General features: G+C 40.2%; 19 protein-coding genes, 1 riboswitch and 1 other annotated feature. Of the genes, 3 read left to right on the top strand and 16 right to left on the bottom strand.

What is annotated here, in order from left to right; genetic code table 11:
* The first annotated feature begins 136 nt into the window (after positions 1 to 136).
* On the top strand, positions 137 to 913 hold the full coding sequence (locus ACYH0O_RS11225) for an MBL fold metallo-hydrolase (RefSeq protein ID WP_482632281.1): 777 nt from the start codon (positions 137 to 139) through the stop codon (positions 911 to 913).
* A gap of 38 nt (positions 914 to 951) precedes the next feature.
* Here the strand turns inward: ACYH0O_RS11225 and ACYH0O_RS11220 are convergent, their stop codons facing one another.
* From ACYH0O_RS11220 to ACYH0O_RS11210, 3 genes are all read right to left on the bottom strand, one after another.
* On the bottom strand, positions 952 to 1,557 hold the full coding sequence (locus tag ACYH0O_RS11220; RefSeq protein ID WP_482632280.1) for a YitT family protein: 606 nt from the start codon (positions 1,555 to 1,557) through the stop codon (positions 952 to 954).
* 213 nt (positions 1,558 to 1,770) lie between these two features.
* Positions 1,771 to 2,478, bottom strand: coding sequence for a DNA alkylation repair protein (locus ACYH0O_RS11215; protein ID WP_482632279.1), 708 nt, complete (start codon positions 2,476 to 2,478; stop codon positions 1,771 to 1,773).
* A 51-nt stretch (positions 2,479 to 2,529) separates the two neighbouring features.
* Positions 2,530 to 3,603 carry a bifunctional transcriptional activator/DNA repair enzyme AdaA gene (locus tag ACYH0O_RS11210; protein WP_482632278.1) on the bottom strand — a complete coding sequence of 358 codons (1,074 nt, stop codon included), beginning with the start codon at positions 3,601 to 3,603 and terminating at the stop codon, positions 2,530 to 2,532.
* A 244-nt stretch (positions 3,604 to 3,847) separates the two neighbouring features.
* Between ACYH0O_RS11210 and ACYH0O_RS11205 the strand changes: the two genes are divergently transcribed.
* Positions 3,848 to 4,765 carry a hypothetical protein gene (locus tag ACYH0O_RS11205; protein ID WP_482632277.1) on the top strand — a complete coding sequence of 306 codons (918 nt, stop codon included), beginning with the start codon at positions 3,848 to 3,850 and terminating at the stop codon, positions 4,763 to 4,765.
* Positions 4,766 to 4,809: 44 nt separating this feature from the next.
* Here ACYH0O_RS11205 and ACYH0O_RS11200 read toward each other — a convergent pair whose 3' ends face one another.
* The 4 genes from ACYH0O_RS11200 to ACYH0O_RS11185 all read right to left on the bottom strand — a co-directional run bounded on the left by ACYH0O_RS11200 (position 4,810) and on the right by ACYH0O_RS11185 (position 7,603).
* Positions 4,810 to 5,415: an alpha/beta hydrolase gene (locus tag ACYH0O_RS11200; RefSeq protein ID WP_482632276.1), complete on the bottom strand. Its 606-nt coding sequence runs from the start codon at positions 5,413 to 5,415 to the stop codon at positions 4,810 to 4,812.
* Positions 5,416 to 5,429: 14 nt separating this feature from the next.
* The gene (locus ACYH0O_RS11195) at positions 5,430 to 6,410 is read right to left on the bottom strand and encodes a ring-cleaving dioxygenase (protein WP_482632275.1); all 981 of its coding nucleotides are present in this window, start codon (positions 6,408 to 6,410) and stop codon (positions 5,430 to 5,432) included.
* Positions 6,411 to 6,582: 172 nt separating this feature from the next.
* Positions 6,583 to 7,428, bottom strand: a complete 846-nt coding sequence (locus ACYH0O_RS11190; protein WP_482632274.1) for an STAS domain-containing protein — start codon at positions 7,426 to 7,428, stop codon at positions 6,583 to 6,585.
* Positions 7,421 to 7,603 (bottom strand): hypothetical protein, encoded by a 183-nt coding sequence (locus ACYH0O_RS11185; protein WP_482632273.1) that lies wholly within the window; start codon positions 7,601 to 7,603, stop codon positions 7,421 to 7,423. The genes ACYH0O_RS11190 and ACYH0O_RS11185 overlap by 8 nt, the downstream gene beginning before the upstream one ends.
* Before the next feature lie 420 nt (positions 7,604 to 8,023).
* Here ACYH0O_RS11185 and ACYH0O_RS11180 point away from each other — a divergent pair, with 420 nt between their 5' ends.
* Positions 8,024 to 8,221 carry a hypothetical protein gene (locus ACYH0O_RS11180; protein ID WP_482632272.1) on the top strand — a complete coding sequence of 66 codons (198 nt, stop codon included), beginning with the start codon at positions 8,024 to 8,026 and terminating at the stop codon, positions 8,219 to 8,221.
* 209 nt (positions 8,222 to 8,430) lie between these two features.
* On the opposite strand, the gene metH is transcribed toward ACYH0O_RS11180, so the two are convergent.
* From metH to ACYH0O_RS11135, 9 genes are all read right to left on the bottom strand, one after another.
* Complete coding sequence (gene metH / locus ACYH0O_RS11175; RefSeq protein WP_482632271.1) at positions 8,431 to 11,877, bottom strand: methionine synthase; 3,447 nt, start codon at positions 11,875 to 11,877, stop codon at positions 8,431 to 8,433.
* Positions 11,858 to 13,708: a bifunctional homocysteine S-methyltransferase/methylenetetrahydrofolate reductase gene (locus tag ACYH0O_RS11170; RefSeq protein ID WP_482632270.1), complete on the bottom strand. Its 1,851-nt coding sequence runs from the start codon at positions 13,706 to 13,708 to the stop codon at positions 11,858 to 11,860. Before ACYH0O_RS11170 ends, metH begins: the two co-directional genes overlap by 20 nt.
* Positions 13,709 to 14,096: 388 nt before the next feature.
* The gene (gene metC / locus ACYH0O_RS11165; protein WP_482632269.1) at positions 14,097 to 15,281 is read right to left on the bottom strand and encodes a cystathionine beta-lyase; all 1,185 of its coding nucleotides are present in this window, start codon (positions 15,279 to 15,281) and stop codon (positions 14,097 to 14,099) included.
* Positions 15,274 to 16,398 (bottom strand): methionine biosynthesis PLP-dependent protein, encoded by a 1,125-nt coding sequence (locus ACYH0O_RS11160; RefSeq protein WP_482632268.1) that lies wholly within the window; start codon positions 16,396 to 16,398, stop codon positions 15,274 to 15,276. The genes metC and ACYH0O_RS11160 overlap by 8 nt, the downstream gene beginning before the upstream one ends.
* A 92-nt stretch (positions 16,399 to 16,490) precedes the next feature.
* Positions 16,491 to 16,600: riboswitch (SAM riboswitch) on the bottom strand.
* 123 nt (positions 16,601 to 16,723) lie between these two features.
* A complete protein-coding gene (locus ACYH0O_RS11155) occupies positions 16,724 to 17,722 on the bottom strand; it encodes a tryptophan--tRNA ligase (RefSeq protein WP_482632267.1) in 999 nt (332 codons plus the stop codon).
* A 60-nt stretch (positions 17,723 to 17,782) separates the two neighbouring features.
* Positions 17,783 to 18,025, bottom strand: a binding site (T-box leader).
* Between the two features lie 66 nt (positions 18,026 to 18,091).
* Positions 18,092 to 18,718, bottom strand: coding sequence for a metal-dependent hydrolase (locus ACYH0O_RS11150; protein WP_482632266.1), 627 nt, complete (start codon positions 18,716 to 18,718; stop codon positions 18,092 to 18,094).
* 96 nt (positions 18,719 to 18,814) lie between these two features.
* Complete coding sequence (locus ACYH0O_RS11145) at positions 18,815 to 19,441, bottom strand: NUDIX hydrolase (protein WP_482632265.1); 627 nt, start codon at positions 19,439 to 19,441, stop codon at positions 18,815 to 18,817.
* Between the two features lie 13 nt (positions 19,442 to 19,454).
* Positions 19,455 to 20,111, bottom strand: a complete 657-nt coding sequence (locus tag ACYH0O_RS11140; protein ID WP_482632264.1) for an HAD hydrolase-like protein — start codon at positions 20,109 to 20,111, stop codon at positions 19,455 to 19,457.
* A gap of 520 nt (positions 20,112 to 20,631) precedes the next feature.
* Positions 20,632 to 21,846, bottom strand: coding sequence for a phospholipase D-like domain-containing protein (locus tag ACYH0O_RS11135; RefSeq protein WP_482632263.1), 1,215 nt, complete (start codon positions 21,844 to 21,846; stop codon positions 20,632 to 20,634).
* Between the last annotated feature and the right edge of the window lie 57 nt (positions 21,847 to 21,903).

Here is a 21,903-nt window from a genome sequence, read left to right as displayed (position 1 = left end):
TAGTAAATTATACCATGTACATCCATTTAGTTATCTTGGTTAAGGATATTCCCCTCAAAAAAATGAATTTTTGCAGGATTTCTCAACTTTCATTCGAACTATGTACTATAACACTAAATCATAAGGGGTAACTGAATTGATACAATCATTTAAATTAAACGTTCAAACAATGCGTCAAAAAATGCCGGTATACATTTTTCGAGTCGACGATGTCCTTATTGATACAGGACCTTACAGTATGAAAAGCGAAGTGCGGAATATTGTAAAAGAGCTACCTATCCAACGAGTGATTCATACTCATCATCATGAGGATCACACGGGTAACAGTTCATGGATCGAAAGGTTTTACTCCATTCCTCAATGGATTCATCCGTTAGGGGTACAAAAGTGCTCTCACAGCACTAAACTGCCTTTTTACAGAGCTATGTTCTGGCATAACCGCCAGGCATTTCACGCGTCGCCACTTAAAGAAGACGTATTTAAAACGGCCGAGCATTCGTTTCAAATTGTTCATACACCAGGACACGCTGATGATCACATCGTTCTTATTGATGAAGAAAAGGGCATTTGCTTTTCAGGTGATTTATACTTATTCCATTCTCCTACTTCTAATTTTTCATTTGAATCTGTACCTGAGCTCATTCGATCAATTGACAGAACCCTCCAGTATTCCTTTCAAGAAGTGTATTGTTCGCATCAAGGATACTTGAAGCAAGGAAGAAAGCTTTTAGAGAAGAAACTCGCCTATCTTCAAAACCTTCAAGAAGCCGTTACGAAAGCACACCTGGAGGGAAAAACGGCTAAAGAAATTAGAAAGCACCTGCTTCCCAAGAACAAACTTTTTCAATATATTTCACTTTTCGAAAACTCACCAGAACACACAGTCAAATCCATCATCAAAGAAATTTCGTAAACAGAAGGTCCGTCCCTCAATTGGGACGGACCTTCTGTTTACTGATTTTCAAGGCGGTTGAGGCTTCGTTTGTATTCCACCTGACAAATAATATCCAGGATTCTTGTTCCAATGAATTGGCAGGCTAAGGCAAAAAGAATGATTTTTAAATCTACTACGATTCCTGTTAGAAGTAACACACTGCCATTAATGACGAATAAAGTCTTCCCTGGGGTGTACCCTTTTAGCTTTGAAATAATAAGTGCTAAAATGTCCATCCCTCCAGAGGATGCTCCCATCCTGAAAAGGATCCCTATTCCGATTCCGAAAAGGATGCTGCCAATCAATAGATCGACGAAAACAAATGAAACTGTTCCGATTAAATGAGAATTCAAGAAATTAACTACAAGCGACGTGATTGTCACACAATACATGGTCCAAAGTGCATTCTCTTTTCCTAACCATTTAACCGCAGCTAGTAAAAGAGCAGCATTTAACACCCATAGCGTAATGGCAAATGGAACATGCAACAAATAGTTTAATAGCACACTCACACTTGCAGCGCCACCTGAAGGGATAAAATGGGGAAACAAAAACATAGCCATTGCCAATCCTTGTATGCTAGCTGCTATACCTAAAATAGTACCTTTTCTCACAACATTCATTTGTACATTGCTCCCGATTCTGTAAAGGACTCTATTTCATAGTCTAGTAGCTATACACCTCTTCTGCAACAGAGAAATGAAAATGACTTGTTTTGGAGTAATTAAAATTCTTCAATTATGAGAAGCATAAATTCATTGAAAATATGGTAATAATACCGTAAGCCCGGCCAAATAAATTCAATATGAGCTCTTTTCCAACCTCACTTTACCTAATTAACAAATGCATGTCTTTCTTTTCACTCCGACTCTGTATTTATCTTCTATCTTCTTTATATAGCTGGTGGCTACAGGTACTTTACATGCTGTATTTCCAACATCGACATGTACTTTCCCAATTTTTTTCGCGACTTGTTTTGCCTCATCTAACAACGGAGCTACATGTGCTCCAACAGAAATGACAAATCCATTCATTACGTAACGTACTCTATTTCTCTCTTCATGAATCGTTTTTTCAATATGTGTCAGATACTGTTTAATTTCGTCAATATTGATTTCTTGGTCTGGGGTAATACTAATATACCCTGCATAGGCACTCCAGCCAGCCGTTGCCGTCATTTCATTTTCCGATTTGATCCACTCATTCGCTAATTCAATAGCGTAGTCGCTCTCAGCGGTTATATTAGCAACAGTGTATTCAGCAAGCATATACCAATCTGCTTTATTGACCCAATCCTGTAAAATTCCTTTATTCATTTTTTTAGGATTTACAGATAATCCTGCCAGGTACATGGCATCGAAATTTCCCGATTCGTACAGGCTTAGTGCAAGACCTTGATCTTTTTTCACATATTTCACCAGTTTTTTCATATCCCCAATTTTCACTCCGAATAATGGTTCATGTGCGCCGTGACGTAAATATGTATTTTTGGTCTGTTCGTTTCCCATCTCTTCAAGCGCTGCCATTACTTCATCAATTTTCATGTTTGACCACCTTTTCATCATATTTGTTCATTTGTATTCTTCTCTATGGAGTTAGTTGGTGAATGATCCCTTCATTCCTTTATTCATCTTGCTTTCATGTTCAATCAACCATTTTTTCCTGTTAAGACCACCTGCATAGCCGGCAAGATCTCCATTCGCTCTTATCACTCGATGACAAGGAATGATGATCGCAAGCTGATTACATCCATTTGCCCTTGCGACTGCTCGAACAGCTGACGGACAGGAAATATTTTGAGCGATCTCAGTGTAGGATCTGGTTTGTCCAAAAGGTATTCTTTGCAATTCGCTCCAAACGTTCTGTTGAAAAGGTGTGCCGTTGATTTTCAACTTGGTTTGGAAGGCTGATAAAGTGCCCTCAAAATAGGCGTTCAATTCCTTTTCGATGGAACGAAGTGGCTCGGTAGATCCGGGAACGATCGCCGCCTTTGTTTTTTCCCTCATTCTCTCCACTTCTTTCTCCAGACCGCGTCGGTCAACAAATTCCAGCAGGCATAAAGCCTCTTCGTCGGAAATTCCAATCATCGGTCCAAGTTTCGTATCAATCCAAGCTGCTTTTAGTATGTGCTGTTGATGAGACAAAGCTGGTGGCGTTCCCATAATTTTTGAAAATGCATCTCTGAAACCGCTGCTTGATTCATATCCCGTTGAAAGTTGAGCATCCATCACCATCGATCCTGTTCTGATGTACTTCATGGCAATCCCCATCCTGCGGGCTCTTGCATATTCTACAAAGGTCATACCGAACCTCCTCTTAAATTGACGCCGTGCAGTAGATGCATCTATGGATAGCTCCTGAAAATCCTTATCCTTCCAACGTTTTACAGGATTTTCTTCCACAGCCTCTACCAGCATCTTTACAACATCTGAGATACTATTGGGGTGCGATAAGGGCTTACATCTTTTACATGGTCGAAACGACGCCAGAAGGGCTTGTTGAGCTGTTTCAAAGAATTCACAGTTCTCAAATTTAGGTTTTCTAGCCGGACAAGTCGGGCGACAAAACACACCAGTCGTTTTAACACCTACATAAAAAACACCTTCGTATTCCGATCTTTTTTCCACTAACGCTTGATAATACTCCCTTTGTAGTTCGACTGAAATCATCCTCATTCCTCCACTATTTCATTCTTCCTTTATTATAACCTCAATAAAACAACGATGCCGCCGAAAATCAGGCATCGATTTTTATAATAATAGAAGTTTCTATTCTTCTCCCTTTTTGAGGGACGGACCTTTGTATTCCAACTAATTATCGTAACAAGCAGGTATTCTCTCACCCAATAGATAATGTAATATGGTAGCGAATAATTATCATTCAAATCTAAATTACGATAAAGGAGCATCTCTTATGAAACTGACAACACAACAATGGAATACAGCAGCTACCTATATCAAAACCCATGCAAGACCAATTGAACAAAAGCTATTTAGCTTTTATTTTGAAGAAGGTAGTAAAGAGGAAGCAATCAAAGAATTATCTCGTTTCCAAAATCGTGACGGAGGATTCGGCCGCTCTTTAGAGCCAGATTTCCGCCTGGACTGTTCATCTCCATTGGCAACAACCGTTGGTTTACAGCATGCAAAGGATTTAAAGCTTTCAGCCGAACACCCTATCGTTCAAAAAGCGATGAGCTACCTACAAGACACATACGATGAGGAAATCAACGGCTGGCATGCCGTGCCTGAAGAGGTTAATATGGTTCCCCATGCTCCATGGTGGCATTTTGATTCTGAAAAGGGACATAGCGGCGTTCAAACGACTTGGGCTAACCCTAATGCTGAAATAGTAGGTTATTTCCATTTGTTTTGTCCAGAACACCCTCGATTAAAAGAATGGACTGAGAGAGCGGCCACAGAGTTAAACAAACTTTCACACCCAATAGAGATGCATGATTTTCTCTGTTATGATCGACTCCTTTCTGAGGTAAAAGGGGAAACGGAATCCATTCTTTATAAGATTCTTTCTTCTTCCGTTCGAAAGACGGTTTGTACCGATCCATCACGCTGGAATGAATATGTAGCGAAACCATTACAGATAGCCAGTCATCCTGCTTCCCCTTTTTATGAAGCCTTAAAAGAGGAGGTATATATGCAATTGAATGTCGAAACTGAAACTCAACACCAGAAAGGTTATTGGCAGCCGAATTGGTCCTGGTTCGGTCAATATGACGAGACCTGGCCTATTGCCCAAGAAGAATGGAAGGGAATATTGACCCTTGGAATGCTAAGAGTGTTCGATGCGTATGAAGGCGTTAATTATAAATGAATATAAAAAAATCCGGAAGTATTTCCCCTTCCGGATTCTGAAAATTATTTAAAGTTTTCTTCAAACCATCTTTTCGCTTCATCTACTTCTTCACGACGAAGCTCATGTCCACCTTCTGTCCAGAACTCTCTGACCTGTGTTCGGGCATCTTGAAGATTCTTAACGAGTTCCATTGTTTCTTGCATGGGGATGAGCGGATCTCGCTTTCCTGCACCAATGAATACAAGTGAGTCACTTAAGTCTGGAAGCTTGACATTTCGTCTAGGAACCATAGCATGAAACAGAATTCCACCTTTTAATGCATCCTTGTAATGATACATTAAACTTGCCGCAATATTCGCACCATTGGAGTATCCTAACGCAACAATATTTTGACGATCGAACCCGTAGTTTATAGCACTCTCATCAATGAATTCATTCAATTCCTTCGTTCGGAATACTAAATCTTCTTCATCAAAGACACCTTCCCGTAAGCGTGCAAAAAAGCGGGCCATTCCATTTTCATCCACATTCCCTTTTACGCTTAATACAGAAGCATCTGGCTCAATAATATCAGCAAGCGTTAATAGGTCACGCTCATCTCCACCTGTTCCATGAAGAAGCAGAAGTGTGGGTAAGTCTATATTTCCTTGTTTAAATATATGTTTCAAGCTGACTTCCTCCTTTATTCTTTTGTATCTAATGGTTTTAATTTCGCTTCTATGGAATCTCTTTGCGCTTCAAAATATGGTGGAAGTGACAAATTTTCACCTAAATTATCAAAATCTTCATCAGTCTCAAAGCCTGGTCCGTCTGTAGCCAGTTCGAAAAGAATGCCATTTGGTTCACGGAAGTAAAGGGAACGGAAATAGTATCTTTCAACAAAACCTGAATTCGGCAAGCGGTTTTGTGTGACCCAATCTACCCATTTACGTAATTCATCTTCATCTTCCACACGGAAGGCTACATGATGAACACTTCCTCTTCCCGGTCTTTCTTGTGGAAGATCATTTCTTTCTTCAAGATAAACCTCTCCGCCAGTACCGCCTTCCCCTGTTTCGAACACACGGATATCCGGTTGTCCATCTACATCTGAAGGAAAAGTCCTTATTTCTCTAAACCCTAATACGTCTTTCAGTACCAATGCCGTATCTTCCCCACGGGCAACCGTCAGCGTAATCGGACCAAGACCAACAATCCCATGCTGGGCGGGTACCGGGCTCTTGTCCCAAGGCTTCCCACCAGGAACTCCTTCGTTCTTTTCATCTGACACAAGCATGAGTCGCTGTCCTTCAAAATCACGGAAGCTTAGTGTTGCCCGCCCACTATGGTGAGAAATTTCGTCATGCTCAACGCTCATCTCTTCAAAGCGTTTTTTCCAATAAGCTAACGACTCATCCGTGTTCACTCGCAGTGCTGTTAATGAAATACTATTCGTCCCTTTATACGTATTACCCGCATGTGGAATTTCAAAGAATGTAAGGTCCGTCCCTGGATTTCCTCTTTCATCTGCATAGAAAAGATGGTAGACGGATGTATCGTCCTGGTTAATTGATTTTTTCACGAGTCGAAGTCCTAGTGTTTTTGTGTAAAATTCATAATTTTTCTTTGCATTTGCTGTAATGGCAGAAACGTGATGCTGCCCTTTAAGTGATTTTAAGTTCATAATGGATTCACTCCTTAGTATTATTCTTTCTTAGTTTCTATCTTTATCATACACGAAAAGTATCTTTAATTCAAGATATTTTATTTCGAAATATTTTTTGCTTTTCTACACTCTCCAATATCCCCACAAAAAAACATCCGTACACTATGTACGAATGTTTTAATATGATTAATTATTCGATTTCATTATTTTTAATAGTCAGGGCTTGTGACAACGTAGAAGTAATCGTCAGGTTGTCAAAATTCAATCCCAGCTGAACAGCTGTTTGTGCGATCTCAGGTCGTAACCCAGATAGAATTGGCTTAACACCGATCAACTGAAGTGCATCGATTAGCTGAAAGATTTGATGGGCTACCATCGTATCTATTAATACAACTCCTGATAAGTCGATGAACAATTGAGAAACTTCCTTATGAACACATTGTTCCAAAGCATTCTCTAATATTAATTCCGCACGTGTAGGATCGATATTACCTACAAGGGGTAAAAGCGCTGTATGTCCATTCAAGGATATGACAGGTGAACTTAATTCATTGATCACGTCCTGCTGGGATTGGATCTGCAGCTCCACCACTTCTGTTTGCAGCTCAACAAAACGCAACATAACCCGATCAAATGCTTCAATAATAACTTGATTCCAACGGCTAAATTGTTCGAAGATGTTTTCTTCCATATGAGTTTCGGCATATTCTTTCAAGAATTCCAGGTATTGATGTCTAACCCTCATAAATTCTCTAAGAATATAATGATTTGGGGTTTCTAAATGCTCCTTATCCTCTGCAATGGTCAAGACCCATTCATCGATTTTCTTGTTAAACGTTTCTTTTTCCTGAGCAAACACATTACAAAGAATGCCGTGAAACTCAAAGTTTTGATTTTTTAAAGTTTCTATCACCTTGGGATCTGAGGAAGAATAAACACCACCTGTTGTACTTTTATCCAGGGATTTATACCAATCTTCCGTTAATTGACGAGCCTTACTTAATAAAAATGTATGTAGTTCCTGATTTCTATGCATGTATGATTCCTCCTATGATATCCAACAAATTTATATCAATTTCTTCTTCTCTGTCTGATGCAAAGAGTAGTTGGGAAATCATACCCTTTTCTCTAGTATCTTCTTTATTAATGATTATGCCTTTAAAGTTGAGTCGATCAATCAGCTTTCGACTTTTTCTATTACCATTCTTCATTATATATCACATTCATACAAAATTTCCATTCAGACACACTTCTTTATGAGCATTACAGGTCCGTCCCCCCTGTCAACAGACGCAGCAAGAAACAAAACCAACATCAGGCTAAATCTTATAGATTTCATCACGTTTCCCCTAAGTAATACCATTTATTACACTCTATAAAAAATATATATAAATCCGAAAAAATTATAAATATATTCTGAAAACATTACATATTTTTGTATAATCATCTCTACAATTCACAATATAAAGTGTATAATGAGGGTATTAATAGAGAAAGAGACAGCAGGTATGCCTCGATATACTATTTTGATGAATATGAATCTCCTACTAGAAACCAACCGCAAATCTTAATATGATGTCGTAATCCTACTACTTAGTCATTTGTCAAAATAGTTGGGAGCTGATGAGAGAATGAAAAATAATCTGACAAGAAGGTGTATTGAAACACTGGCTATCCAAAGTGCCTATCATTTCTGTGTGTCAATAGGCATCAAGCCCAGTTTACTCAATCTATCGATGGTCACAGGATTCTCAGAAGAGAGAATACTGGAATTTCTCGAAACCAAGTTTAGTAATCAAAGTGTTAAAACAGAAGATCACTCTTTTTGACTCTGTGTTTCCCCTTTATTACTCTACAAGCCGATTATCCTTCATCCCCTAAACATTAAATTCTTTCATTACCTAAATATTCATTTTTATATTGAATTAGTGGACCTCTGTTGGTCTTGCCAAAAAATCAATAAGAATAAACTACTAACTTTCGCCACAAAAGCAAAAAGGCAACTCCACTTTGGGAAGTTGCCTTTTTAGTATGGTATTTATAATACATTAAAATATCTTGCTTCCGGATGAGCGAAGACCATCGCTGTTACCGATGCTTCCGGTTCCATCATACATCCGTCTGTTAATTGGATTCCGATTCTTTCAGGTTGAATAAGCTTAAACAGCTTCTTCTGATCTTCAAGTTCGGGACAGGCGGGATACCCAAATGAAAAACGTTGTCCTTGATAATGAGTTCGGAACCGGTCCTGCATTGTAAAATCAACGGGATCAGGGAAACCCCACCTGCTTCTCATCATTTCATGCACTCTTTCAGCCAGCCCTTCTGCTGTTTCTAAGGCAAGAGCCTGTAGGGCGTGACTTTCAAGGAATCTGCCTTCTTCCTTCATCTCTCTTGCCCAATGTCTGATTTTCACACCGGCCGTTACGGCAAAGAAACCGACATAATCCATTTCTCCACTTTCTACAGGCCGCAAGTAATCTGCTAAACATAAATGCTGATTTCCTGCTTGTCTTGGAAAATGAAATCGTTCTATCTCTGTGGAAGAATCCTCCGGGTGATATATAACAACATTATCACCATCTGATTGAGAAGGAAAAAATTGATATCGTGCAGATGCTTGAATCATCCCTTCCCTTTTTGCTTTTTGGAATAATTCATCCGTCACTGCTTTTAGGCCGACCGTTCGTTCGTCTCCTTCTTCCAGTAATCTTGAAATTTTCCCTTTGATCCCTAAATGATGTCCAAGCAGCATTTGCTGATTAATGTAGGGATGGATTTGATCAAGTGAAAATTCTTTAATGGTGTGCGGAATCAAGTCAGAAGGGACATGAACTTTTACATCTTTCGCAACAGTAGAACGTACTTTCACCGCAACAGAAGATGTATTTAGATTCGACGAGTCTTCAGTCGAAACTACCTTACTTAACTTTACACGACTCTCTTCTTCCAGCTGTAGCCTCGTTTCTTCATGTTGAATCCCATTCATGATGCCAAGGCCATCCATTGCATCCTTCGCATAAAGAACCAGCCCATCGTATTCCCGGCCAATTTTATTTGTAGTGAATTTTCGGGTGAGTGCCGCACCTCCTACTACAAGAGGAACTGATATATCAGACTGTTTCAAATCTTGAGCAGTAATGACCATTTGTTGGGCAGACTTCACAAGGAGCCCGGACAAACCTACGATATCGGGCTTCTCTTCCCGTATGACTTCGATCAATTCCTGAGGTGTTACTTTAATGCCTAAATCAATTACTTTATATCCGTTATTACTGAGGATTATATCAACGAGATTCTTACCAATATCATGAACATCCCCCTTAACCGTAGCTAAGATCACTTTGCCTTTCGAAGATGAACTTTCCGTTTGTTCCATATGTGGTTCCAAATGAGCAACGGATGCTTTCATGACTTCGGCACTTTGTAATACTTCCGCTACAATCAGCTGGTTATCATTAAATAACCTTCCGACTTCACTCATTCCGGCCATAAGGGGGCCATTGATGATTTCAAGGGGAGCGTCATATTTTTCCAAGGCTTTATTTAAATCGGCAATCAGTCCTTCCTTCGTCCCTTCTACCACATAATGAGCCAGTCTTTCCTCTAGATTCATAGTGTTGACTGGTACCTTTACTTCTTTCTTTTTCCCCCTATAAAACGCTGTAAATTCAGCCAGTGTTTCATCAGTCGTCTCAAATAAGAGTTTCTCCGCCATTCGAACTTCTTCTTCAGGAATAGAGGCAAAACGCTCTAATTTTTCCGTATTGACTATGGCGTAATCCAGCCCCGCTTTGGTACAGTGGTAAAGATATACCGCATTTAGGACTTCCCTTCCGACAGGGGGCAGTCCAAAAGAAACGTTACTAACCCCTAAGATATGAGGACATTCAGGTAAGGCTTCCTTAATCTGCCTTATCCCTTCAACGGTTGCATTGGCTGATCCTATATATTGCTTATCCCCTGTTCCCACAGGGAAAACGAGAGGGTCAAAGATGATGTCTTCTGAAGCTATCCCATATTTCTCTGTTAACAGTTTATGTGAGCGGATGGCAATGTCTACCTTACGCTTTACAGACACTCCCATTCCTTTTTCATCAATCGTTCCTACCACAACCGCCGCTCCGAATTCCTTCATAAGCTTTGTTATCTTCTCAAACCGCTCTTCTCCGTCTTCGAGATTAATCGAGTTTATAATCACTTTCCCTTGAGAATATTTCAAGGCGGTCTCAAGCACTTTCTCATCCGTCGAATCAATGACAAGTGGAACTTTTACTTTTTTCACCACTTCTTGGATAAAGACATTCATATCATCTACTTCTTCACGATCGGGATCTGCAAGGCAGATATCGATTACCTGAGCTCCATTTTTCACCTGTGCTCTCGCAATCTCTGACGCTTCTTCTATTTTATTCTCTGCAATCAATCGTTTAAATTTACGCGAACCGATGACATTCGTCCGTTCTCCGACCAGGATTGGTCTACTGTCTGTATCCTCATAGACGAACGCTTCAATTCCTGACACTGCATGAGGGTGAGACTCATTGGGTTTACGAGGAGGTAATCCCTTCACCACTTCGGAAAGGGCACGAATATGCTCCGGTGTCGTTCCACAGCACCCTCCAACAAGATTCAGCCATCCTTTCTCAGCAAAACCTCTCATCTTTACACTGAGTGAATCAGCGGTCTCATTGTAATTTCCCTCTTCATCAGGAAGTCCTGCATTTGGATAACAGCTGACATAGGTAGTGGCCAGACTTGATAAGGTGCGAATATGATCGCGCATAAATTCAGGTCCGGTTGCGCAGTTTAGACCAACTACCAATGGGTTTAAATGTTCAAGGGATAAATAAAATGCTTCGATTGTTTGCCCGGCGAGTGTAGTGCCCATAGGCTCAATGGTTCCAGATAACAAAATGGGGATCTCTTTTCCTCTGGATTCAAAAGCAGTTCGAATTCCGAGATTTGCTGCTTTTACATTTAAAGCATCCTGGCTCGTTTCAAGCAGCAATACATCAACTCCTCCATCGAGAAGACCTTCCGCTTGAACACGATAGTTTCCTACTAACGCATCGAAGCTTACTCCTCCTGTAACAGATAAGGTTTTGGTAGTGGGACCTAGAGATCCTGCAACAAATCTGGGCCACTCGGGAGTTGAAACATCTTCAACTGCTTTTTTGGCGATTTCAGCTGCTACTTTATTGATTTCGTATGCTTTAGAACCTATATCATACTCGTCCAGTACGATGGGGGTTGCACCAAATGTATTCGTTTCAATCACATCAGCTCCGGCTTTCAAATATTCCAGATGAATCTTATAGATTACCTCCGGTGCTGTTAGAACCAGATTTTCATTACACCCTTCAAGCTCCTCTCCTCCAAAATCCTCCGGGGTTAAATTCGCTTGTTGAAGCATCGTTCCCATTGCTCCATCGAGTACGAGTATTTTATTCCTAAGCTGTTCTTCAAACAAAGTGATGGCCATAGGGAACCTCTCTTTCTGTGTTGGTTTTCGCTTGTATATGATGAATCAGTTCAATGCTCATATCGTACCTGACAAAAGGCGTGATAAGATATATCCCATTAAAAAGATCTATTGCTGTGTCAAGTAAGTCTTTTGCTATCTCCATTCCAACTGTTCTTGCAACTACGGGATCACTTCCCGCTTCCTTCATTCTTTGTCTTGTTTCTTCTGGAACATTGATTCCCGGTACTTCATGATGGAGAAACTCTGCATTTCTTGGGCTGATTAATGGCATGATTCCGATAAAGATCGGAACATCTAAATGCTTCGTAGCTTCATGTACTTGAATCAGCTGTTCTTTCCCAAAGATCGGTTGAGAAATGAAATAGTCAGCTCCGGCTTTCTTTTTCTTTTCAAGCCTTTTTACAGAAGCGTCTAAATGACGGAAATTTGGATTAAAGGCTGAACCAACTGAAAATTGAGTACGTTCCCGGAGTGATTTACCTGAGAAGGATATCCCCTCATTGTTCTGTTTAATCAATTCAATGAGTTCAAGTGAAGATAAATCATAAACGGATGCTGCCCCAGGAAAATCTCCAATCTTGGCCGGATCTCCCGTAATGGCTAATATATTGTGTATTCCTAACGTGTGTAACCCCATTAAATGGGATTGAAGTCCAATCAGGTTTCGATCCCGACAAGTGATGTGAACTAAAGGCGTAAGATCAAATTTGGACTTGACCAGGCTGCCAATGGCGTCATTACTAATACGAGGCGATGCTAACGGATTGTCTGCAAGCGTGAGTGCGTCAATTCCAACTTCCTTTAATGCCTCAGCCCCTTGGAAGAACAACTTCGTGTCGAGATGCTTAGGTGGATCGAGTTCAACAATGATCGTTTTCTTTTCCCTTACTTGTTCATGCAGCAAGTTTCCCCTGATAGAAGGTGACGATAACTGAACTACCTTCTTTGCTTTCACCACTTTTTCTTTCACAGGCTCCCGGCTTTTTAACCTGCTTGCTACAGAACGGATGTGATCAGGTGTAGTTCCACAGCATCCCCCAATGATTCTTGCACCTTGCAGTCGCAATTCGTTGCTTATATCTCCAAAGTAATCAGGCTCAGCAGAGTAATAGAATCGACCTTCTTCATAGTTTGGCAGACTGGCATTGGGATAGACGGATAGAAATGCCCTTTTAGGTAATGGAACTACCTCTAATGAGTTCACCATATGAAATGGCCCCATGCGGCAATTGATGCCGACAACATCGGCCCCCAATAATTCTAATTTTTGAAGAGCATCTTTTATCTCCATTCCATTTTGTAGAACTCCCGTTTCATGAAGAGAAACTTGAGCAATGACAGGAATGTCTGCTTCACGTTTAGTGATGTTTAATACAGTGGTTAATTCTTCGAAATCATAATAGGTTTCAAGCAGAATACCATCTACACCCTCTAATAATAAACAGTATAGCTGTTCCCGAAAGCTTCTTTTGATTTCTTCCAGCGACACATTTTGTTTAATGCCCCTGATTCCACCGATGGTGCCAAGAATATAGGTGTTTTCACCCGCGGCTTTTCTTGCTAGACGCACTGCAGCTGTATTTATTTCCTTAACCGAATCCTCCAACCCGTATCTGGAAAGCTTTTGATAATTGGCTCCATACGTATTGGTCTGAATGATATCTGCTCCTGCATCAATATACTCTTTATGGACTTTCAACACTTCATTTGGGTGAGAAAGATTCAGTTCTTCAAAGCATCTGTCCACTCCATATGAATACAACAACGTTCCAATGGCCCCATCTGCAATTAAGATTCTCTCTTTCAGTGCTTCCAGCAACGGCTTCATGACATTCCCTCCTTTTTATATAGGCTCTTTTCGTAAAGATTGTTGTTTTGAACAATTTGTCTGCCTAGGCTCTGTCAACCGTTGTGTGCTGGATGGTGAGGGGAACTGCTCCGCTTGCAGCTAGCGTACGGCCGTTCTTCCGCAGGAGTCTACGCAGTTCCCTCACCATCTAAACAAAATTTGCGTGACAGTGCTCAAAAGTGACAAAAGCATTCGACAGAAAGGATATCTGCTATGGCTAATATCAATCGCTCAACACTTCGAAAAAAGCAGGCTGTTAAAGTTAAAACGTGCATGTATTTATATTTATCTATTTTCAGAAACTCACGCCCCGCGGAAAGCGAGCACCACTCTCCCTTAAAAGCAACAAAGTTTACGCAAACAGCCTTTATAAATTTATCACGTTTTTTCGATTGATCTTTTGTATACTATCTAAACCTTTTTGAAGATCGATAATTAATTCATCCACGTTTTCAAGTCCTACTGATAACCGTAATAAACCATCTGTAATACCTCTTCTTTCCCGTTCTGCTTTTGGCATAGAAGCATGTGACATCCTTGATGGATAGGATAGAATTGATTCAACAGCTCCTAAACTGACGGCGAATACGGGAATGTTTACATTTTGTATGAGTTGCTTCACTTCCTCTGCCCCTTTTAACCGGAAGGAAAGAACCGCTCCAGGACCCTCTGCTTGTCGAACTTGAATTTCACGACCGGGATGATAGCTCAATCCTGGGTAATACACTTCTTCTACTTCCTTTCTCTTTTCTAAGAAGGTCGCAATCTTATACGCTGATTCTGATGATTCCTTCAATCGTACATGCAGTGTTTTCAGTCCTCTTAAAAGCAGCCAGCAATCCTGAACACCGAGGACAGAACCAAACGAATTCTGCAAGAAAGCAAGTTTCCTGGCAATCTCTTCATTTCCCGTTACGGCAAGACCTGCCAAGACATCACTATGTCCGGCAAGAAACTTTGTGGCACTGTGTAGAACAACATCCACACCTAGACTGATCGGTCTTTGCAGCAGGGGAGTCATGAATGTATTATCAAGAAACGTTAGACATCCATTTGCCTTGGCAAGCTTTACGACTCCTTCAATATCGGTGATATTCAGAAGCGGATTGGATGGTGTCTCCATATAAATCACTTTCGTATTATGCTTGATTGAACAAGCCACTTCATGTAGATCCTTCATGTTCACAAATGAATATTCAATTCCAAACTTAGTAAGGACCTCGGTGATCATTCTGTATGTCCCACCGTACACTTCTTCTGAAACGAGAACATGATCTCCACTCGACAATAATAAGAAGCTTGTTGAGATTGCCGCCATTCCAGATGAAAAGGCAAAGCCCCTTACCCCGCCTTCTAATTCAGCAATCGTTTCTTCGACTGTTTCCCTCGTCGGATTCCCTGAACGGCTGTAGTCATATGTGCCATACTGATCAAAATCCTGTTGATGAAAGGTTGTAGCATGATGAATCGGCGTAGAGACCGCTCCTGTTTCTTTATCAACTCCGTGAGAATGAATGAGTGACGTCTGAAGTGAAAATGGTTTTTTACTCATACGTAAGCACCTCTTTTTCCAATTGTTGAAAAACATTCTCCAGGTCTTCAATCAGGTCATCAATAAATTCAATTCCTACAGAAAACCGCAGGAGTCTGTTGCAGATACCCAACTTATTTCGTTCTTCTTCAGGAATGTCTGCATGCGTTTGTGTAGCTGGATAGGTGATAAAACTTTCGACCCCTCCTAAACTTTCAGCAAACGTAATAATTTTTAAGTATTGGAGAAAGGGAGCAACCCATTCTTCCTTTGCTATACGAAAGGAAAGCATGCCGCCTTTTCCCGGATATAAAACATCTGTTACACATTCATGCACATCAAGATACTCCGCTAATTCTCTTGCATTTTTTTCGTGCTGAGCCATTCTGAGACTTAGGGTTTTCATCCCTCTTAATAAGAGCCAGCAATCAAAAGGGGCGAGAACAGCACCGATTGAATTTTGAATGGTGTAGATCTTTTCCGCCAACTCCTCTGTGTTTACGATCACAACACCTGCCAGCACGTCATTATGTCCCCCTAAGTATTTCGTAGCGCTGTGAATAACAATGTCTGCTCCTTCAGTAAGTGGCTTCTGCAGAATAGGTGTGTAGAAGGTATTATCTACAATTAAAAGCAATCCGTTACGCTTAGCGAGTCCAGCAACCTCAGAAATACTTGCTTCATTCATTAATGGATTGGTTGGCGTTTCAAGAAAAATGGCCTTTGTTCTCTTAGAAATTTGTTCTTCTATGGAGCCGGCATCACTGGTATCGACGAAATGAAATTTGATGCTATATTGTGCTTCATATTGCACGAATAAACGGTAGCTCCCGCCGTATAGGTCTTTCGAAACAATCAATTCATCCCCGCTGGAATATAAGCTAAGGATTGCCTGAATCGCTGCCATCCCCGAGCTGAAGGCAAACCCTCTGTGCCCTTCCTCCAATTGAGTGAGAGTGTCTTCTAAGGTGGCACGGGTTGGATTTCCTGTTCTTGTGTAATCATAGCCTGTCGATTGCCCAATCCCCTTATGTTCATAGGCAGTCGATAAATGGATGGGCAGGCTGACAGCACCCGTTGCAGGATCTTTCCGATTTCCTGCCTGGACAAGCATTGTATCAATATGTTTTTTCAACATTCTTCTCTCCTTTTCTATCTTGAATACGAAAAGGGAAAAAAACAAAAAAACCTTCTTAATGAAAATAAGAAGGTTTTATACGTTCGTTCTCCCTCTTATCGTCCAAGTTGACATCAACTTGCTGGAATTAGCACCATACCTATAACTTTGGCTGGTTGCTGAGGTGTCTTCGGGCCAGTCCCTCTACCTCTCTTGATAAGAAACTATATGATTTTGCGAAAAATAACTTTCCCATAACTTATAACAAAGAAGAAGAAATGTCAATGAGAATTATGAATTATCTGAAAAACAAAATGACTATTGCGCTTCACTACCTTGTTCTATTTCAATGATAAATTCCTATTTTCCTTTTAATCTCTTTCATGAATGGAATGGTTTTTTCCCGTGCTTCTTTTGCTCCATTTTGTAAGATTGCATCCAGCAAATGGGGACTCGCCATCAGTTCTTCATATTTCGATCTTGGTTCTTCGATAAAAGAATTCATTACTTGGAATAGCTCTTTTTTCGCTTCTCCCCACCCTATTCCTTCTTGAAATCTCCTTCTCATTTCTTCAACTTGATCGGAGGTTGCAAATTCATTATATAGCGTAAAAATGATGGAGGAGTCAGGATCCTTAGGCTCTTCAGGGGGGGTAGAATCTGTTTTGATTTTATTGATTAATTTTTGAAGCTTTTTTGGTTCTTCAAATAATGGAATGGTGTTGTTATAGCTTTTACTCATCTTACGTCCGTCGAGTCCCGGGAGTACGGCCGTTTCTTCTTGAATGACATATTCAGGGATGACAAATATTTCTCCATATTGTTTGTTAAAGCTTTCAGCTATGTCACGGGCGATTTCAACATGTTGTATCTGATCTTTTCCAACAGGGACCATCTCGGTTTGAAAGAGTAAAATATCAGCTGCCATTAAAATTGGATAAGTGAATAATCCCATGTTGACCCCAGCATCTACATCTTTGCCGCTTTTTTCATTTTCTTCGACCAATGATTTATATGCATGGGCCCTGTTCATTAATCCTTTCGGTGCAAAACAAGACAGGATCCAGCTCAATTCAAAGATTTCAGGTACATCGGATTGACGGTAAAAGACCGCTCTCTCATGATCCAAGCCTAATGCTAACCAAGCTGCTGCTACTCCATAAGATAATTGTTTCATTTCATTATGATCATTTATTTTCGTTAAACCATGATAATCCGCTACAAAATAAGCTGTGTTGTAGGATTGGTTCTCTGCCAATTGTAATGCCGGTTTGATTGCACCAATATAATTCCCCAAATGAATACGGCCTGTTGGTTTAATACCAGTCAGAACTTGTTTTTTCATAACAATTCCCTCCGCTGAAAAATAATAAATATAAACACAAAAAGGGCTTCCCATCCTCTAAAAAAGGACGGGAAACCCGTGGTGCCACCTTTATTCGCTTACACTTTAGTAAACGCACTCATCTGTACAGAAGTCGCCTTCGATACATCGTCTCTTTTATCGGTGAGACCTTCCGCCATAACCTACTTAATTTCAGCCTGGATGCTCAAAAGCCCATTCAACGATTTCACCATACTGATTCTCACCAGCCATCAGCTCTCTGAAATGTTTCGTTCGTCTACTCTTCTTCCTCATCGCATTTAACTATTTAATGTGTTTCCATTATTTTAATGTATCGGGAAATAATGGTCAAGTGGGTGTAAACACATTTTAGATTTCTTTGGATGAAAGGGGAAGGAAAAGCTTTATGCCTCTCTTATTGAAAGGAAGAAATTTCATATCCGCGATCAGATGACTGGCATATCCAATTACACATGCTTCAAATACCCCATCAATCATTAAAGATGACTCTAGATAATGAGCAATCATGCCATAATACACAATTCCAAGTACAGAGTGAGTATAACTTCGATGTGAAATGAATGAGGCAATGAAAATATAGATACCTAACAACCATAACCATGTTTCATTCAACTGCCAACCGCATGCTGTCACACCGATGCCCGTAATCATCAGCATTCTTCTCTGGGTAATGAAACTTGCGAGAATCATCATTCCTGCACCATATCCAATACCAAGCCATCGTTCTTTTCCGATTCCTTCCAGATAGCTGTATACCATCATTAGAAACCCAATGATTGGTGCCACTGCTCTGATCATTTTAGGTGAAAAAGTAACCTTGTTACTAAGCTTTCCGTCAATATCCATATCAGGCATGAGTCCGGATATTCCGCCTATTGCCACAAGTGCGGCCGTTATGTCAGGACCAGATCCAAATGAGTTGGCCACAATAAATCCTGTTGCTGCTCCAATTGCCATATGTGCTGTGCCGTTCAAGTGTGTCCTCCTACTCTCTTTTCACATTATGTATGTACTAGATTACTATAATAGCCTTTATTATCCACATTGACTATGGGAAGGACGAATTAATTTCTAAAGATGAGCCGATATGCGCTCAATAATTTCAAGAAGGTAGGACCTTTCATGTGGAACAAAGTGATGGTAACTCACCCTTTGCTTCATGAAGTCCTTTTCCCCTGTACCATTAACAAGAAATCCTTCTACGTCGATTTCCTCTTTCGTTTGTTGAAGGAGCGCTTTAAAGTCTTGTAAACTTGAATGGAAAATACCGGACACTTCTTCTAACTGAAGTTGAAACTCGTCATATGCAACTGGCTTGGAATAAAGGAATACGTGAGTCAGTTCCCGATCGATCATACCCCGTTGAATTAACTGACCTTTTACAATTCCTAATGATTGCAGTTCATTTATCGTGATAAGAAGTCCAAGCTCTTCATGAACTTCTCTCACACCGTCTTCAATATTCTCCTGTGACAAGATATGTCCAGCGGCCGTAATATCAAGTAAGCGGGGGAAATCCTTTTTCTTATCACTTCTCAGTTGGAAATAAATATTGGTCTCTCCACTACTTTCATCAATATGCGCAAGCCAGCAATGAAAGGTTTCATGCCAATATCCCTTTATATGCACCTCGGAACGACTGGCTATTCCAATTCTATTACCGTATTCATCATATACGGCTAGTTGTTCATCCTCCACCTGGATCCCTCCTTTATTTCATTTCCTCCAGATATTCTTTAACCTCCAAGAGATCTTCAACCACAATATCCGCTTCACTTAATTCTTTTTCCTGAGAAAAATCAAAAGCACAACCTATCGAAAGAAAGTGATTTGCCTCTGCTCCTTTAAAGTCAGACAATCTATCTCCAATCACAATCCCATGTGTCAGATTATGATCTTCCTTGATTTTTCGAATCAACTCCCCTTTGTCATCTGAATGTATTTCCTGAATGCTGTAGCAGTCCAAGATCCATTGATCCAAACGAAAGTACTCCACGATTGTCTTTAAATACTGAGGATATCCATTGCTTGCCACAAAGATCGGAAACCCTCTCCCTGATAAATAAGTTAATAGTTCCACCGTATGTGGATAGAGGGCTCCATTTCCTTTCTGAATATTATCAATCAGTTTTTCATGAAATACATCATTCACTTTTCCATGTACATGTAAGGGATGATGAGGTAAAAGTGATTTCCACACAACAGAGAGAGGGACACCCATTATTTCTCTGTATACAGCAAGAGGTGTATCACCTTTCCACATTCCTTCATCTCTTAGTCGTTCAAAGGTATCATGAAGTGAAGCTTCAAGAATACGATCCGTTTGAAATAACGTTCCATCCATGTCAAAAATCATTGCAGCTTTCATCTATATTCTCCTTTATTGCCTTTCGTACATTTATGCTTAAGTCACTATCTTACTTACATGAAACAAACCTTCTCCTATCATATCAAATTCACGGCCGAAAGAAAGCAGCTACGTTTATTACAAAGACGAACAACTTCTTACTGATTATAGCTGTCCATTTAGTAAGCACCAATTCTTTTATTAACAAAAAAACACACGAGAACGCTTCTCTCGTGTGATTATTCCTTAAATCAGTTTATTGAGGTTGCTTTCTAAGATGCATTTGGAAGATAAAAGAGGACCGTCAACATCATGCCGATAACAGAAAAGATCACGATACTAACTGCTACAGACTTGTGAGACTTTGATACATGTTTCTTCTTTAACACGTTAAAAAACTTAAAAGCCAATAACGAAAGAATAAACAAAGATACAAACAAGAGCTCGCTCATGGACAATCCCTTTCTTCAGTAAGGTGTATTCTTTATAAGATATGAAATCACTTTACCATATTTTCTTATTCAATAAAAATTATTGATTCTTAGAAATAATAATACACCCATTCAGGCGTTTTACGGAGCGCTTTTTGCCAGGCAGGTAGTTCATTAAAAGCCTTAATGGTCAATTTTTCACTATCATTAATGTCATTTAGGATGAGTGATTCTAGTTCGGCGGCAACTCTTGCATCGTTAATGATGCAGTTGCTTTCATCATTTAAGTAGAAGCTCCGTGGATCCCAATTGGCTGTACCTATATCTGCCCATTGATGATCAATGACAAGCACTTTACCGTGGAAAAATCCTTTTTCATATAAATAAAAGTCCACTCCGCCCTCGATCAAGGTTTTCTCTATTCTGTAACTTGGCGGCTTTGTGAACCATGCATCTGTATCGTTCGGAATAAGGATCTTCACTTTCACCCCACGCTTCACTGCTTTCTTTAAAGCTGAAATAAGTTTCCCATTTGGTAAAAAATATGGCGTTGTAATTGTGACACTCTCTTTTGAACTGTTAATCCAGTTTACTGTCTTATCTACAATACTGTCTCCTGTTGAGAACAAGAATTGAACGCTGCTCCCCTCATTTTCATTTGAAGGAAGAGAAAGGTGTACGCTCTCCATACTTTCTGCCCCATCCTCGATCCAGTCCCTTTTAAACTGCTGGGCCACCTCAATTCCTGCCTCACCCTCCAACCGTATATGATAGTCCCTCCAGTACCCAAGTTTAGGGTCTTTCCCTAAATATTCATCACCCATATTTAAGCCTCCAATATAGGCAATTCTTTGATCAATGGAAATGAGCCTGCGATGGTTCCGATGATGAAGGGAATAAAAGAAGTTCTTTGGGGATAGAGGCCTGCTTTTGACAATCTTCACCCCTCCTTCTTCCATCCTCTTTATACTTTCCTTCTTAATATCTGAACCAAGGAAGTCAACAGACAATCGAACATCTATCCCATCCTTAGCCTTTTCAATCAGCAAATCAAAAAACTCGTTGGAAATCTGATCGTCCCTGATAATGAAAAAATGAATCCAAACCAGCTCATTTGCTATTTTAATATCCTCAAACAATTTTTCATATAAATCCTTCCCCGAATTGTAGACATTGATTGCAGCTTCATGAGAGAGGGTTTCCGTAATGGGGTGAGTTCTCGAATAGTTTTTCACACCTTGTTTCACGTCCCAGTGCATGATGAAGAACAGAATCGAGATAAAAGCAGCCGAGATCACGATTGCTTTAAATCCTATTTTCAGCAAGAGAACTCACCTCCTTTATATGTGTTAGCTTTTGTTTAAGGAGAAGGACTATACATT

This window comes from Rossellomorea sp. H136 (assembly GCF_056838065.1).
Note: the sequence above shows the minus strand (reverse complement) of the source record. Positions and strands in the feature narration are given on the sequence as shown.

What these genes read in the sequence shown, in the direction of transcription:
- ACYH0O_RS11220 (WP_482632280.1), bottom strand. Translation starts at nt 1,557, where the DNA reads ATGAATGTTGTGAGAAAAGGTACTATTTTAGGTATAGCAGCTAGCATA.
- ACYH0O_RS11215 (WP_482632279.1), bottom strand. Translation starts at nt 2,478, where the DNA reads ATGAAAATTGATGAAGTAATGGCAGCGCTTGAAGAGATGGGAAACGAA.
- ACYH0O_RS11210 (WP_482632278.1), bottom strand. Translation starts at nt 3,603, where the DNA reads ATGATTTCAGTCGAACTACAAAGGGAGTATTATCAAGCGTTAGTGGAA.
- ACYH0O_RS11205 (WP_482632277.1), top strand. Translation starts at nt 3,848, where the DNA reads ATGAAACTGACAACACAACAATGGAATACAGCAGCTACCTATATCAAA.
- ACYH0O_RS11195 (WP_482632275.1), bottom strand. Translation starts at nt 6,410, where the DNA reads ATGAACTTAAAATCACTTAAAGGGCAGCATCACGTTTCTGCCATTACA.
- ACYH0O_RS11190 (WP_482632274.1), bottom strand. Translation starts at nt 7,428, where the DNA reads ATGCATAGAAATCAGGAACTACATACATTTTTATTAAGTAAGGCTCGT.
- ACYH0O_RS11185 (WP_482632273.1), bottom strand. Translation starts at nt 7,603, where the DNA reads ATGAAGAATGGTAATAGAAAAAGTCGAAAGCTGATTGATCGACTCAAC.
- ACYH0O_RS11180 (WP_482632272.1), top strand. Translation starts at nt 8,024, where the DNA reads ATGAAAAATAATCTGACAAGAAGGTGTATTGAAACACTGGCTATCCAA.
- metH (WP_482632271.1), bottom strand. Translation starts at nt 11,877, where the DNA reads ATGGCCATCACTTTGTTTGAAGAACAGCTTAGGAATAAAATACTCGTA.
- ACYH0O_RS11170 (WP_482632270.1), bottom strand. Translation starts at nt 13,708, where the DNA reads ATGAAGCCGTTGCTGGAAGCACTGAAAGAGAGAATCTTAATTGCAGAT.
- metC (WP_482632269.1), bottom strand. Translation starts at nt 15,281, where the DNA reads ATGAGTAAAAAACCATTTTCACTTCAGACGTCACTCATTCATTCTCAC.
- ACYH0O_RS11160 (WP_482632268.1), bottom strand. Translation starts at nt 16,398, where the DNA reads ATGTTGAAAAAACATATTGATACAATGCTTGTCCAGGCAGGAAATCGG.
- ACYH0O_RS11155 (WP_482632267.1), bottom strand. Translation starts at nt 17,722, where the DNA reads ATGAAAAAACAAGTTCTGACTGGTATTAAACCAACAGGCCGTATTCAT.
- ACYH0O_RS11140 (WP_482632264.1), bottom strand. Translation starts at nt 20,111, where the DNA reads ATGAAAGCTGCAATGATTTTTGACATGGATGGAACGTTATTTCAAACG.